The organism is Myxacorys sp. (genome assembly GCF_059501405.1).
In genome coordinates, this window is sequence record NZ_JCACCM010000144.1 from 102479 (window position 1) to 116420 (window position 13942).

Sequence of the window (13942 nt, forward strand, 5' to 3'; positions counted from 1 at the left end):
GAATTACAACCAACTTATAAATGGGATTGTATCCGTTCGACTAGCTGTTGAGGTCGGATAACGCCTTCAATCCGATGAGCAGGCTGCCCTTTTTTGAACAAGACTAAAGTAGGCAATGCAAAAATCTGGTACTGAGAGGCTAGATCAGGATAGTTATCGACGTTGATCTTGACAACTTTAATTTTGTCTTTCAACTGCTCGTTGGCTTGGTCTAAAAAGCCTGCCATCATTTGACAGGGACCGCACCAGGGAGCATAAAAGTCTACCAGAATTGGCATATCCGAACTGGCGATTAGTTCCTGAAAGCTATTGAATTGCTGCTTTGTTGCCATTTGTCCGACCCTTAAATGACGTACTCTCCAACACTAGCGCGTGTTCTGCAATTCGGCTTGTTTGAAAGATGGAGATTTGTTACTGCGATCGCCGAAAAATGATTGCAGTATCAAGAAAACTGAGCCGTTCTCCAACTTAATTAATGGTAAAGATTAATGGTAAAGGGGAATCTTAGCCTGTGGTTTGCGAAGCAAGTTCCCCTACGGGTAATCGCGACGTGTGAACGTGTTATCAAGTACCGAGATGCTGTATCGAGTTCGCGATACGCTTCCTCGATATCACCAAGTTGTATCGAGGAAATTTTTGCGTGAACTCGATATCACCAAGTTGTATCAAGGAGGGCTTTGCACGAACTCAATACAGCGAAGTTGTATCAAGGAACGTTTTGCGCAAACTCGATGTGGAATTGAGGGAATTGAGTAGCGTCAATGCGAAACTCGATACAGGATGGTGAGATCGAGATAGCCGCATTTGGATCTCGACAAGTGAAGGGCGAACTTTGTGAGGAGAGTGATTAGCGTAGGGCGCAACTCCGGGGGAACCGCAAGGATGAGACGTGCGATCGGAGATTGGGAAGGATGCTAAGTATCTGGGTACTGAATGATCTAGGCCAGTGTTCAGAATACTGAAAAGTTGTTGTCTTGAAGTGGCTTGTTAAGATTTGCAAGGGCTTAGAGACATTACTATCATGGTGCATTAGAACCAAGTTACCACCTCAACGAGAGCGTTACAAAGTTATGAAACCATTGAGGTGAGGAGGATCTATGAACACCAAAGACTCGGCTGAGCAGCATTCACAATGGAAGATGCAGGTGTTTGAGCGCTTTATGCAGATACTGAAAGCTCCCTACGGTGATTTTCAGGCAATCTGGAATCTAGCGAATGCTATTAATGATGAAGCAGGGTTTAGACGAACAGTAGAATTGCTCTCCGCTCATCCTTTAGCTAAGAATGCTATTCAAAACCGTTTGCTCCTAGGTGCTATAGACCTTCAGCAACTTCATGCTTTGCCCCAAGAAACCTTAGGCTATGCCTACTCAGATCATCTACTCCGCAATGGCTTAACTCCGATTCAAAGCCAAATCGTTGAGGATGAGTATGACTACTTAATTGTGCATCTCACCGAAGTCCACGATATTTGGCACGTTGTCATTAATGCGGATATCAGTATGGCAGGCGAGACCAAATTACAAGCGTTTGTGGCAGCACAATTGCGAGCTTCACGGTTCTCATTCGCGATGCTGGCTAAAAACTTACTAAAGACAACTGTTGAGGATTTAGATTTAGCCGAACAGTTAATGGATGCCTTAACTGAAGGATGGCGGATAGGCAAACAAGCTCAGCCTCTCTTCGGTGTGCAATGGAATACCCTTTGGGACATTCCGTTGATAGATTTGCAGGCAAAGTGGAACGTTTTGCCTAGTACTATTTCAGAATCTATTGCAGAATCATTGTCTAACAAGTGCGTTGCGGCTTCTAGCTAGAGTTTTAACGTCATGGGCACTAGATTTAACAGCCTAAACCAATTATTTTTGTTACCGAGCTTCTCGCCCTAAACGGAGCGCGGCGATCGTTCCCTCAGCCATTTCAGCGCTCCATTACTGCTGCCAATCCGCTGACTTCCAGTGATGGGTTATCAACACCACCCCAAATTACGGTATTTTCGCTATCTAACCTACCCTAGTCACAGAGACATTTTGGTAGCCTAGAGGAGCAATCAGGTTGGGCATTCTGAATTAGCTTCTAAACTTAGAGTGCGTGACTTTAAAATAATGACTAATTTTGCGAGGGGATGAGCGAGTGGCTGCAACCAATTTCAAAGATTACTATTCCCTTCTGGGTGTGAGCAAAACCGCCAGTGCCGATGAGATTAAAAAGGCCTTTCGGAAACTGGCGCGGCAGTATCACCCTGACGTTAATCCAGGGGATAAGGTCGCAGAAGCTCGTTTCAAAGAAATCAACGAAGCCAACGAAGTCCTCTCTGATCCCGACAAGCGGAAGAAATACGATCAGTTTGGACAATACTGGCGTCAAGCCGAACAAGCAGGCGCAGGGCGTCCCTCCGGCGGACGATCGCCGTTTAACACGGGAGGCTCGGCAGGATTTGATGAGTTCGAGTTTGGACGCTACGGCAGCTTCGAGGATTTTATCAACGATTTGCTCGGCAAATCGGCAGGCGGCTACGGACGGACTGCTGATCCGTTCGGTGGTGGATTTCGGACTCCGGGCGGTGGTGGATTTGATGGAGGGACACGCGGCGATCCCTCGGATTTTGGCAGAGCCAATCGCGCCTCAGCAGGCGTAAGTCTTGACACCGAAGCCTCGATCAAACTCACATTTTCTGAAGCCTTTAACGGCGTTGAGAAACGGCTGCAAATTGGCAGTGAAGACAACATCACGGTTCGCATTCCGGCAGGTACCAAGGCAGGCAATCGAATTCGAGTTCGTGGTAAAGGACGCTTTAGCCCGCACTACACAAGTCAACGCGGAGATCTCTACCTTACCGTTGACTTGATTCCTCATGCATTCTTTCAGTTTGATGGCGACAACTTGGTGTGTGAAGTCCCGATCGCACCGGATGAAGCCGTGTTAGGGACTCAAATCGATGTGCCAACCCCCGATGGCAGCGTCAAGGTCAATGTGCCTGCTGGAATTCGCTCAGGGCAATCGTTACGCCTGCGAGGGAAAGGCTGGCGTAATCTCAAAGGAGAGCGCAGCGATCAAATGGTGAAAATTACGATCGCACCTCCAAAAGAGCTAACCGCGATCGAGCGCGAAGCCTATGAAACCATTCGCACGCATCGCAGCTATGATCCACGTAGCCATATCAAGTCGGTGAAGCTGTAATCGAATCAATACCGTTTCTCTATCTTTAACACTGCCGCCCTTAACACAGTCGCATTTTCCTCAATTAAGCGATCGCTCTGTGTAAGGGCACGGCACTGGTATGGCTTTATTAGCCAGGCTTGCCGATCTCAAACCAAGCCCGCAACACTTCAGCCACCGTCCACGCTTGAGCAAAACATCCATTCGGAACCATCGGCGCATCGCCATCAAAAATCTCACTCAAGCTTCCCAAACCATGAGATGACAGATGATTTGCCATCGGTTCTAAAAATTCACGCGCTTTGATTGCATCGTCATACACGCGATAGTGCGCGATCGCATACGACCCAATCAACCAAGCCCAGACTGTGCCCTGATGGTAGGCCCCATCACGCTGCACCGGATCACCGCCATATTGCCCTTTGTAATTGGGATGTTTCGGGTCTAGCGATCGCAGCCCGTAAGAGGTCAGCAGCGATCGCGAGCAGGCATCTACAACGGCTTTTTGCTGAGGCGCAGACAGCGGGCTTTCGGGCAATGACACCGCAAAAATTTGATTTGGACGCAGCGCGGCATCATCTCCATCTGGGCTATCTAACACGTCATAGCAGTAGCCAACCGGCTCATTCCAAAAGCGCGAAAATCGCACTAATGTCCGCTCTGCCATCGCATCATACTCGCGATGAGGTTTGCCAATTTGACGAGCAAACTTCGCCAAAATGCGGAGCGCATTGTACCACAGCGCATTCACCTCAATTGGTTTACCAATCCGCGGCGTCACCACCCAATCGCCGACTTTGGCATCCATCCACGTCAGTTGCGTACCTGGTTCTCCGGCATACAGTAACCCATCCGCCGCGTCAAGATGAATACCAAAACGAGTGCCACGACAATGCCAATCAATAATATCTGCCAACACCGGAAACAACGCTTCGATTAAATCTTGGTCGTCAGTAGCGATGTAGTAATGATGAATTGCAACGAAATACCAAAGGGTCGCATCAACAGTGTTGTAGTCGGGCAGTTCTCCGGCATCCGGGAAGCGATTGGGCAACATTCCTTGATCCACGGATTGAGCAAAGGTTTGAATAATGAATCGCGCAATTTCGGTGCGTCCTGTTGCCAACGTTAGCCCAGGTAGGCTAATCATCGTATCTCGTCCCCAGTCACTGAACCAGGGATAGCCCGCAATGATCGTCTTACCGTTAGGATTGTTAGGCTGAGGGCGATTCACAATGAATTGATCTGCTGCCAGAATGAGATGACGAATCCAGGGAGGACTACTTTCAACCTGTTTAAGGCGAGGGCTTTGCAGCCGTCCCTGTAAGTCAATTTTCCAGCGATCGTGCAAGCGCTGTTCGTACACTTGCTGCGATCGCAGGGCGCTTTCTCCCTCTAAATTTGGAGTGGCCTCTGTACTCGCAACCAACGTCAACGATTGACCAGGTTCTAGCGTGGCTTGAAAGGTCGCAATATGAAGATGATCCTCGCGATCGCGCAGTCCTCGCGATCGTTCTGCGGCTAGGTCAAACCCGTAATACCAATCGTGAAATAGCGAAATATTGCCACCACACAGCAAATAAAACGGTACAGCTTGAGGAAAAGCAGATACGCGAACGCCATGCGGTACAGATTCAACATCCATTTGCCAGTCATTACCCGACGTATCACCGTGGTAATCACGATAATTGATCATAGTTTTCAACACCAGCGTTAGCGGCTGCGTTGAACGATGTAAATAATATTGAACATACGTTGTGTTTTCCCCTTGCTGCATCCAAATGCGTTTTTCTAGCAGCGCATCGCCGCAAGCATAGCGCCAAACCGGAATCGTACCTGCTAAATAAAATCGCTCAATATGTTGATAGCCCTTAGGTCTAACCATTCCATCAGACCAACGGTTCGTAGTTAACGGATAACTATCTTCCCCATAGCGCACTGAGTCTTCTAGCTTGGCTAACAGCAGGGTACGTTGCAGAGGCGGCTTGAGGGCGGCAATTAATAATCCGTGGTAGCGACGACTCAGAAGACCTGCGATCGTACCTGATGCAAATCCTCCAATCCCATTTGTGACTAACCATTCTCGCGTTTCCGCCGTTTCTAAGACACCGCAAGTTTCGCGCCCAAAATCGATCACCATCCCATTCGCTCCCGTACTGCATCCATCGAGTATTAACGCCGTTCGCCAGGACTACCAATCGTCCTTTGAAATTCTAGTTGGCGTTGCTGAATATAGCTTGATTTCGCCATGAGAAAGTTGATTCCTCAATTTGATTCCATTCGGATGGGGTCAACGGTTGCTCCACGAGATTAATTTGAAACTGCGCGATCGCGCTAGCAATCAAAGCATCCATGACTGTGTTGACCAGCACATCACCTGTTATGGCTAGATCCACTAAATTCAATGGCATCCTGATCTCTTCCTCAAACACCTGCTGGAAAAGCTGGGCATCCGGTTCTAGCCGCATTGAACCGTGCTGCAAAATAGCCGCTTCTTTTCGCAGTTGGGCGCTGCCAATCAGTTTTGCCCCGTCAGAAGTCACCAGATCCGCGACGGTCGCCGTTCCAAAGCAGTTGGGGTTGCGCCGATAGTCGCGTCCCCCCTGCCCATAGTGGAGGTCAACGCCGAGCGTATGCCAGCCTCGAATCAGAAATTCAGAAATCGTTTGGTAGGCTTGCAGTCGGCTACCGGACAGCCCAGAAGTGACGATCGCATAGGTGAGGTCGCCTTGATGCAGCACCGCACGTCCTCCACTGGGACGTCGAACCAGAGCAATGCTCCAGTCTTGCCATAAATGATTCCAGAAGGCTGGATATTGGCGCTGATGATAGCCCAGCGAAAGGGTAACGGGCGACCAAGTGTAAAACCGGAGGGTGGGTGGATGTTTACCCAATCGATGTTGCTCTAAGAGCCAACTATCGATCGCCATCTGCACTTGTCCCGATGCTTGCATCAGAGGAATGAGCCGCCACGTTTCCATCTTTCGCTATTTATCCACACTTAAGAAAATACTCACTCTTTTGGTAGAGACGGCTAGAACCCTTACTCTGAGCCGCTATCCGCAAATACCTCTATCTTACGCTTGATGTGTGGTCTCTACCTTTTTCTAGGTTAAGGATTGAAATGCAGTCATTAAGGTATGTGAAGAAAATAAAAACAACGATTGAACCTCTCGGAATTACTAATCACTGAGAGAGTTTTAATTGATTTTTGGAGGACTCTATGACTTACGCAACTGACCAAGATACAACTCAAGCGTTAGAGCAATTTCGTCAATACGATGTCGATACGCAACTCGCATTGCTGTGGTTTGGTTATTTAGATATCAAAGATGAGCTGTCCCCTGACCCTGCTCACAGCGCTGATGTCGCGGCTCACGCCTACTGCGATCGCATTCGTGAGCTACCCAAAGAGCAACAGTTGCAAGCGCAGCAAGACATTGTGAGTGGTGCAAGCAGCGAATGGGGACGCGAATACACTTCCCTCAGTTCGAGTGGCAGACTAGAAGTCTGGCTGCTGTTGGGACAAGGAATGGAAGATGGCTCAATCATCCAAGTGCCTTCTGACTACCAGTTGCCTAGCGAAACCGAGAAGTTCACGGAAGCCATTTCTAAGCTGTCGTTTGAGCAACGCATCAACTTCATGAGAAGCGCTGTCATGGAAATGGGCGCTCCAGCGGGACAATAGGGTAATGATTTAATAGACCATTAGATCAGCTTGAGGCGGGGTTATTCAGTTGTCTATAAGTGACACTGAGCAACCCCGCCTTTGTGCTATGTCATACCAAACTCAGATTGCAGAGATTCATCATTGTCGTCTGCGATCGTCGCGACGACCGTAATCAAGCGCGAAACTTCGCCCGGAGATAGTTCTGCAACGGTTCGGCTCGACAGCACAACAATTTGATTGTTAAAGATCCCAAAACACGCTTCAAAGGTACTCATCCAATTCATTTCTAGCAGTTTTTTCATTAACTGCGGTTCGTTCTGGGCAGGTAGAGGCAATACCGTTGACCAAACAGTGAACGTGTCTTCATCTGTCTCGCCTGTGAGTTGAACAAACACCTCAACACTGCCGTATTTAAACTTCCAGAGGTGTCCGCCATCGGTTTCGTTCACCATTGCGCTATCGCTCTGATCGAGGCTGTCGATCACAGTTTCGATCACCTCAATGACGTTCGATTCGCTTGATGATGATTCGGTCATGTCTGGATCAGATTGATAGTTCACCATAAGTACGCTGGTTTATGTGTTGTCTACGTTGGGGACTGAGATTTACGGTAGCGCTTGTTGTAGCGGTAACGGCTCAGCGTTCCACTTCTCTTCATCTTTGTAGCAAAGAATGGAGAGTTTGAATTCAAAATTTTTATTTTTAACATCGCAAAATATAAATCCGACCGCTGACAGAATTTCCTTTGAGTGGAATGATCCCCCTGATAGATGAGGCTAATAGAGACAGTGCGCAATAGTTTTTGAGAGTCATGGGATAGCAAGGCTATTGGCTCAACTAAAAGACACTCTATAGGAGATTTATATGCCGATTTCCATTCGTGATGATGTCGTGTACATCATGCTGAAGCGCATCGACGAGAGCGATCGTGGCCCTGGAGCTGATCCGGTCAAATTTACTGAAGGTGACTTTGCGGGCATTGAACTGACACCAGCCCAGTTTTTGGGACATCTAGATTTCTTAAATCAACGTCAATATATTAATGCTGAATTCTCGGGGAACGCCTACGCCAACCAAGATGACGTGCCCGATCTGGTCAATGCCGAACGGTCTGGATTGCGAATTGCGAATACCTATGGTGCGCCCGATGGCCCGTTGCCACATTTGATCGAGTTTAAAAAAGCAGAATTGACTGAGAAGGGGCGGGAGATGCTGGCAGATATGATTGCCAATCCGCCAAAAGCACTAACGGAGAAGAAGGGCGAGACAGTCCCGATCCCAACAGAAGCTACGCCGTTCTTAGAAAAAGTCAAGATCAAGGCGGAACTCTCCGACTTATATGATGCAAGAGACCTGACTGAGGTTGTGTTCCGCACAATGCGCGACATGATGACGAACGAGGCCGTAGACAAGGTTTCTGAAGAATTACACGTGCCGATCGAGGAAGGCACCGACGATAAGACGCTTTACACAGCAACTCCGCTGGCGACTGAAGTTTCCGACTTGTGGGAAGACACCAATCCGATTGTTCACTTTCTAAGCCGTGTGCGTCCGCCGTTGAAAATCAAGGCAGATACGTTCCTGTTCCGGATTCGTCAAGAGGGAGGATTATCTCGCGCTATTCCTCCAGAGGAAGTAGTGGCGGCGGTGTTCTCAGCCACCAAAGAGGAACTTTCCCAAGAACGAATTCAGGAAATTGCAGGCTTTCTTCCCGATGAGATTCGGCACATTTGGGAAACGGCGTAAACGGAGTTTGCAGACCGTTTGTAAGTCTCAGTTTGTAAGTCTCATTGGCAACGGATTTCTTAGCAAATGTAGCAGATGAGTAGAGCCGTTCATCTCGTCAGTTCTAGAGTTTGTTGCCAATTGAAGAGCAGTAGGGGTTACACCAAGTTACTTCATCCCTGAACCAAGCAGGTTGGGGAGCGGTCTTGCAGAGTTGCGCTTTGCGCTAATCGCATCAGTGCTGTTGAAGTTGGTGCGATCGCAGTTTTACAGCAGTTCTTGGCGCAGTCGGTAGATGATCGTGTTGGGTTCGACTTGACTGAGGATTTCGCGAATCACTGTATTTGCGCCTTGCGCTCCCCATGTGCAGCCCTGTTCTAGATAAACTTGTGCGGCCCGACCAACCGAGTAAGACCCGTATCCTGCGATTCCGGCTTGCGCGATCGCGGCTCCTGCCATTGCCGACAAACTGGTTGATCCATCGATTCCAGTAGCGAGTGCCGACGCGCTTTTGCCGAGTCCAAACAAAAGTCCGCTGCCGAGTTCTCCCAGCAGCAAACTGCCAGAACTGACTAAAATCGTTTGCAGCAGTTTTCCAGCTTCGTAGCGCGTCATCGGTAGACCATATAAATCGGCGAGGGCACGAATCATTGCCACATCCGAAATTGCGCCGCCAATGAGGTCAAGTACGGCGATCGGGTTGAGCGCGATCGCAAGCGCTTTGTAGCGCGTAAATTTCCAAATCAGCGCCTCTGCTTCGCCGTCGCGGAGTTCTACAATCCGCTGTGCCATGTGAGTTTCAGCCGTTCGCGCTTGAGACAGCGCATTGAGCGCCAAGAGCGATCGTCCTTCCCGATTCAAGATCGTCAAGATTTTATACCTCAATTGATCAATGTCGGGCGGCGGGGTTTCCCATTCAGTCGCGATCCGACCATCGGGATATTCCACTCGCATTTGGAGCAGTGCAGGTTCTGCCGCGACCATAACAATCTCATCTGGCGTCAGCAATTGTTCTAGTCGTTCGCTGCTGCCCGTTCTGCCACCTAGCTTTTGCAGATTGGCATACACCGCTTGACGACTTTGATCAGGATACAGATCAATCTTGTTAAACACAATAATGATTGGCTTCTGAGCCTGCCGCAAATCGCACAGCGCTTTGTATTCTGTGCGCGTGATGTCTCCAGCAACGACAAACAGAATTAAATCAGCGCGTGCTGCGACCTCTTGTGCCATCTCTGCCCGCACTTGTCCGTCTACTTCATCAAGTCCGGGAGTATCAATTAGCTCAATTTGAACGTTGCCGAGTTGCTGAGGCGCGATCGCGCTCTGCTGTGACACCCAGCCCCCTCTAGGCGACCATCGAATTGTGCGCGGCTGCTGCGTGACTCCATTAATTGGGCCTGTTTCAAATACCTTGTCGTCCATCAGCGCATTCAGCACCGCCGATTTTCCGCGACTGACTAAGCCGAACACCGCAATGCGCACGACAAACGTATCGAGCTTATTTAGATTGGCCGAAAGGATGTCTAATTCGCGTTTGAGCGTAGCTTGCAAAACAGCATTTTTTGTCGATCGCAGATACTGCGAGTAGTTTGTAAACGCTTGTCGCAAGCTCCCCCGCGCCCGATTGAGATGCGTTTCTTGAGGGTTAGACCGATTGGCTTTAGAAGAGGGCTGATTCAAGGCTCAACACAAGAACGAATGCACTGCACATTTCTATTCTCATCTAAAATGCTTCAATTTACCGCTCTATCAGTTGGCGCATCTTTGCGATATGAAGTTGAATGGTGACCGTGCCTGTTCTAAATTAAGAACAGTAGATTTCATAGGCGCGATTCTTGCACCGACTCTTACATTGGCTGATAGCGCGATCGCGGGTTCTTCGTTCATCTTGAGCGTCGGAGAACCGCAAGTGTTGCTCATGTTCAGAATTCTCCGACTGCGCTACAACTAAATTTGTAGTCGTTGAAGATGTGCCATGACGAATCCTGCTGGGTCACTGCGTTATCCTGTCACCCGTACCGCCGACCAAACCGACACCTATCACGGAACCTCGGTTGCAGATCCCTATCGGTGGCTTGAAGACCCAGATTCAGACGAAAGCCAAGCTTGGATCGAGGCACAAAATCAATTGACGTTTGGCTATTTGCAGAATCTTTCGGAGCGATCGCAGATCCAACAGCGTCTCACCCAACTATGGGACTATGAAAAGTACGGCATTCCGTTTAAGCAGGGCAAGCGCTATTTCTATTTCAAAAATGATGGCCTGCAAAATCAGAGCGTCCTCTACACGCTGACTTCATTAGACGATGAACCGAAAGTTTTACTTGATCCAAACAAACTATCAGACGATGGAACCGTTGCTCTATCCGGATTTGCCATCAGTGAGGATGGGCACCAGATGGCGTATGGTCTATCGACGTCTGGATCAGACTGGCAAGAATGGTTTGTTCGCAACATCGAAACAGGAGACGACAGCCGCGAGTCGGGTCATGCAAAAGACTGCTTGAAATGGATTAAATTTTCGGGTGCATCCTGGACACATGATGGTCAAGGCTTTTTCTACTCGCGCTACGACGAACCCAACGCTGCCACGAAGTTGGAAGATGCAAACTATTTTCAGAAGCTCTACTACCACCGCTTAGGCACAGATCAATCTGAAGATCTGCTGATTTACGAACGGTCTGACCACAAAGAATGGGGCTTTAGCGGCGGGGTCACCGAAGATGGACTTTATCTCATCGTCTCGGTGTGGCTGGGCACAGATTCCCGCAACCTGGTGTTTTACAAAGAGTTGTCTGTCCCAGAGGCTCCGGTTGTTGAACTGATCAACACATTTGAAGCGGAGTTCAGCTTTATTGACAACGATGGCAGTGTGTTTTGGTTTCAAACCGATTTGGACGCGCCGCGAGGACGCGCGATCGCAATTCCAACCACCACTCCCGATCGTGCCCAATGGCAAGAAATCATTCCTCAAGCGACTGAAACCCTGCAAGGCATTAGCGTTCTTAACCATCAGTTCGTCGCTTCCTACCTCAAAGACGCCCGCAGTCAAATCAAAATTTTTGACCTCAACGGCGCATTCGTGCGAGAAGTCGAACTACCGGGTATTGGCTCTGTCGGAGGATTTGATGGAAAACGCGAAGATACAGAAACCTTTTACAGTTTCACGAGTTTCACCACTCCAAACACAATCTATCGCTACAACTTAGAGACCGGGGAAAGCACTGTCTTTCGTCAGCCGCAAGTGGATTTCAATCCAGAGGATTACGAAACTCACCAAGTCTTCTACAGCAGCAAAGACGGCACGCAGATCCCTATGTTTATCACCCACAAAAAGGGACTGGTGCTAGATGGAAACAATCCCACCTGTCTCTACGCCTATGGCGGCTTTAACATTTCTCTGACACCAAGCTTTTCGGTTGGCAATCTCGTCTGGATGGAGCTAGGCGGCGTCTATGCAGTCGCCAATCTACGGGGCGGCGGCGAGTATGGCGAAGAATGGCATCAGGCGGGCACAAAGCTCAAAAAACAGAATGTGTTTGATGACTTTATTGCGGCGGCAGAATGGCTGATCCAAAACAACTATACGTCTTCTGCTAAACTCGCGATCGCAGGTGGCAGTAATGGCGGTTTGCTCGTGGGCGCGTGCATGACGCAACGCCCGGACTTATTTGGAGCCGCCCTACCCGCTGTGGGCGTGATGGATATGTTGCGCTTTCACAAGTTTACAATTGGCTGGGCGTGGATGTCTGAGTACGGTTCGCCGGAAGACCCGGAGGAATTTAAGGCACTGTACGCCTATTCTCCACTGCACAATTTAAAGCCTGCTAATTATCCGGCTACGCTAATCACGACGGCAGATCATGACGATCGCGTTGTTCCTGCCCACAGCTTTAAATTTGCGGCGGCATTACAAGCGGCGCATACCGGAACGAATCCTGTTCTAATTCGGATTGAGACGAAAGCGGGACATGGTGCAGGCAAACCGACAGCAAAGGTCATCGAAGAAATTGCTGATAAATGGGCGTTTTTGAGAGAAACGCTGGGGTGATTTATTAAGGACAAGCGTCTAAGTTCATCCAACATTTTGCAATGCTAAAGTCGATGACTACAAGCCTCTAGCTGTGATAGCACGGTTTAAGACAATCCAGTTGTAGCTAGGGGAAATACCCACAAACTAGGTTTGGGATAAGTGAATGAGCGCGATCGTAGAAAGGCGATCGCGCTCAGTTAAACCTATTCACGGTTTAGCCAAGGTTTGGGATAAGTGAATGAGCGCGATCGTAGAAAGGCGATCGCGCTCAGTTAAACCTATTCACGGTTTAGCCAGATGACACAGTTGTAATCCTAGAAATAAAGCAGATTTCTCGGTGATTAGAGGACGGATAGCTCTCGTGTCAAAACCTACCCGACGTATTGCTCTTAAGATTTACCTATCTCAAGAACAATTATTTTCTGGGAGCCACAGCAAGAATGTCAGATTGAGTCATCAGTAACCCACTGCTAAGAGTAGCAATCTGTATCTGTGAGGTTGAACCAGAACCATCTGAGTCGAAGAAGAAAGCACCACTCCCTGAATCGTAGATAAATCGGTGGCTGCTAGTCATTGCCGCTATACCAAGGATAAATTGAGCTTCCGTAATTTCAGCATTGGCAGCGAGTCCGCCACCAAAATCTGTAGCAGACACAGCAAGCTTGTCAGTTCCCACCAGGAAGTCGGTAATGGTATCAACACCTCCAGCCAACGAATCAAAGACAAACTGATCTCTCCCAATTCCACCTGTCAAGACATCATTGCCTGTGCCTCCGATCAGAATATCGTCACCCGTACCTCCAATCAGAATATCGTTACTAGCTCCACCGTTAAGAATGTCGTTGCCTATTCCACCATCAAGGGTATTGGCATCTACATCACCCATAATGTCATTGTTTGCTTGATAGAGCGTGCCATCGCCATTAGCATCTACTTGGAAATTAGCTTCCAGACTCAAGCCTTCAGACGAGGTAGCAGACCAGCCACCGCTGCTCGACTTGTGCTTCCACTGGTCATCTAGATGCCACAGGTACAGCTCGTTCGTGCCAGCAAACTTCCACAACAGACGGTTCTCACCGTTGACGGTCTCTGCTCCTAGCACTTGCCATCCCGCATACATGTCGGCTCCTACCAATTTCTGGTTCAGCAGAATCGTGTGCTTGCCGCTGTTGCTCTCCACTGAAAGATGCTTCAAGCCGTTCTGCACAAGGGTGGTATTGCCAACTGATTCAATCGGCGTTATCGCATCTCCAATCGCTCCATCACCATTGAGGTCTTGGCTGAAGTCGTGCTCTAAACTCAAGCCTTCAGACGAGGTAGCAGACCAGCCACCGCTGCTCGACTTGTGCTTC

Annotated in this window: 11 protein-coding genes and 1 pseudogene; 6 read left to right on the forward strand and 6 right to left on the reverse strand. The window is 48.9% G+C overall.

Annotated elements, in window-relative coordinates; translation table 11 throughout:
* Window positions 1–14: 14 nt before the first annotated feature.
* Window positions 15–332, reverse strand: a complete 318-nt coding sequence (trxA, locus tag AC5I6P_RS19640) for a thioredoxin (RefSeq protein ID WP_495695473.1) — start codon at window positions 330–332, stop codon at window positions 15–17.
* Window positions 333–1097: 765 nt separating this feature from the next.
* Between trxA and AC5I6P_RS19645 the strand changes: the two genes are divergently transcribed.
* Window positions 1098–1817 (forward strand): Coq4 family protein, encoded by a 720-nt coding sequence (locus AC5I6P_RS19645; protein ID WP_495695474.1) that lies wholly within the window; start codon window positions 1098–1100, stop codon window positions 1815–1817.
* A gap of 316 nt (window positions 1818–2133) precedes the next feature.
* Entirely contained in the window at window positions 2134–3180 is a 1047-nt protein-coding gene (locus tag AC5I6P_RS19650) for a DnaJ C-terminal domain-containing protein (protein WP_495695475.1), read from the forward strand.
* A 109-nt stretch (window positions 3181–3289) separates the two neighbouring features.
* Here AC5I6P_RS19650 and AC5I6P_RS19655 read toward each other — a convergent pair whose 3' ends face one another.
* Together AC5I6P_RS19655 and AC5I6P_RS19660 are read right to left on the reverse strand one after the other, a co-directional pair.
* Window positions 3290–5299, reverse strand: coding sequence for an amylo-alpha-1,6-glucosidase (locus AC5I6P_RS19655; protein ID WP_495695476.1), 2010 nt, complete (start codon window positions 5297–5299; stop codon window positions 3290–3292).
* Window positions 5300–5372: 73 nt separating this feature from the next.
* Window positions 5373–6140: a lipoate--protein ligase family protein gene (locus tag AC5I6P_RS19660; protein ID WP_495695477.1), complete on the reverse strand. Its 768-nt coding sequence runs from the start codon at window positions 6138–6140 to the stop codon at window positions 5373–5375.
* Between the two features lie 242 nt (window positions 6141–6382).
* On the opposite strand from AC5I6P_RS19660, the gene AC5I6P_RS19665 reads away from it, so the two are divergent.
* Window positions 6383–6847: an orange carotenoid protein N-terminal domain-containing protein gene (locus AC5I6P_RS19665; protein WP_495695478.1), complete on the forward strand. Its 465-nt coding sequence runs from the start codon at window positions 6383–6385 to the stop codon at window positions 6845–6847.
* Between the two features lie 86 nt (window positions 6848–6933).
* On the opposite strand, the gene AC5I6P_RS19670 is transcribed toward AC5I6P_RS19665, so the two are convergent.
* A complete protein-coding gene (locus AC5I6P_RS19670) occupies window positions 6934–7392 on the reverse strand; it encodes a YbjN domain-containing protein (RefSeq protein WP_495695479.1) in 459 nt (152 codons plus the stop codon).
* Between the two features lie 301 nt (window positions 7393–7693).
* Here AC5I6P_RS19670 and AC5I6P_RS19675 point away from each other — a divergent pair, with 301 nt between their 5' ends.
* The gene (locus AC5I6P_RS19675; RefSeq protein WP_495695480.1) at window positions 7694–8575 is read left to right on the forward strand and encodes a DUF2267 domain-containing protein; all 882 of its coding nucleotides are present in this window, start codon (window positions 7694–7696) and stop codon (window positions 8573–8575) included.
* Between the two features lie 246 nt (window positions 8576–8821).
* Here the strand turns inward: AC5I6P_RS19675 and AC5I6P_RS19680 are convergent, their stop codons facing one another.
* Window positions 8822–10237: a DUF697 domain-containing protein gene (locus tag AC5I6P_RS19680; protein ID WP_495695481.1), complete on the reverse strand. Its 1416-nt coding sequence runs from the start codon at window positions 10235–10237 to the stop codon at window positions 8822–8824.
* A gap of 91 nt (window positions 10238–10328) precedes the next feature.
* Between AC5I6P_RS19680 and AC5I6P_RS19685 the strand changes: the two genes are divergently transcribed.
* A complete protein-coding gene (locus AC5I6P_RS19685; RefSeq protein ID WP_495695482.1) occupies window positions 10329–10508 on the forward strand; it encodes a hypothetical protein in 180 nt (59 codons plus the stop codon).
* Between the two features lie 24 nt (window positions 10509–10532).
* On the forward strand, window positions 10533–12608 hold the full coding sequence (locus tag AC5I6P_RS19690; protein WP_495695483.1) for a prolyl oligopeptidase family serine peptidase: 2076 nt from the start codon (window positions 10533–10535) through the stop codon (window positions 12606–12608).
* A gap of 397 nt (window positions 12609–13005) precedes the next feature.
* Here AC5I6P_RS19690 and AC5I6P_RS19695 read toward each other — a convergent pair.
* A pseudogene (locus AC5I6P_RS19695) lies at window positions 13006–13942 on the reverse strand (hypothetical protein); the annotation flags it as partial.

Excerpts from the sequence above, each read along its gene's own strand:
- AC5I6P_RS19655 (WP_495695476.1), bottom strand. The coding sequence starts at position 5,299 with ATGGTGATCGATTTTGGGCGCGAAACTTGCGGTGTCTTAGAAACGGCG.
- AC5I6P_RS19645 (WP_495695474.1), top strand. The coding sequence starts at position 1,098 with ATGAACACCAAAGACTCGGCTGAGCAGCATTCACAATGGAAGATGCAG.
- AC5I6P_RS19690 (WP_495695483.1), top strand. The coding sequence starts at position 10,533 with ATGACGAATCCTGCTGGGTCACTGCGTTATCCTGTCACCCGTACCGCC.
- AC5I6P_RS19660 (WP_495695477.1), bottom strand. The coding sequence starts at position 6,140 with ATGGAAACGTGGCGGCTCATTCCTCTGATGCAAGCATCGGGACAAGTG.
- AC5I6P_RS19675 (WP_495695480.1), top strand. The coding sequence starts at position 7,694 with ATGCCGATTTCCATTCGTGATGATGTCGTGTACATCATGCTGAAGCGC.
- AC5I6P_RS19670 (WP_495695479.1), bottom strand. The coding sequence starts at position 7,392 with ATGGTGAACTATCAATCTGATCCAGACATGACCGAATCATCATCAAGC.
- trxA (WP_495695473.1), bottom strand. The coding sequence starts at position 332 with ATGGCAACAAAGCAGCAATTCAATAGCTTTCAGGAACTAATCGCCAGT.
- AC5I6P_RS19685 (WP_495695482.1), top strand. The coding sequence starts at position 10,329 with ATGAAGTTGAATGGTGACCGTGCCTGTTCTAAATTAAGAACAGTAGAT.
- AC5I6P_RS19665 (WP_495695478.1), top strand. The coding sequence starts at position 6,383 with ATGACTTACGCAACTGACCAAGATACAACTCAAGCGTTAGAGCAATTT.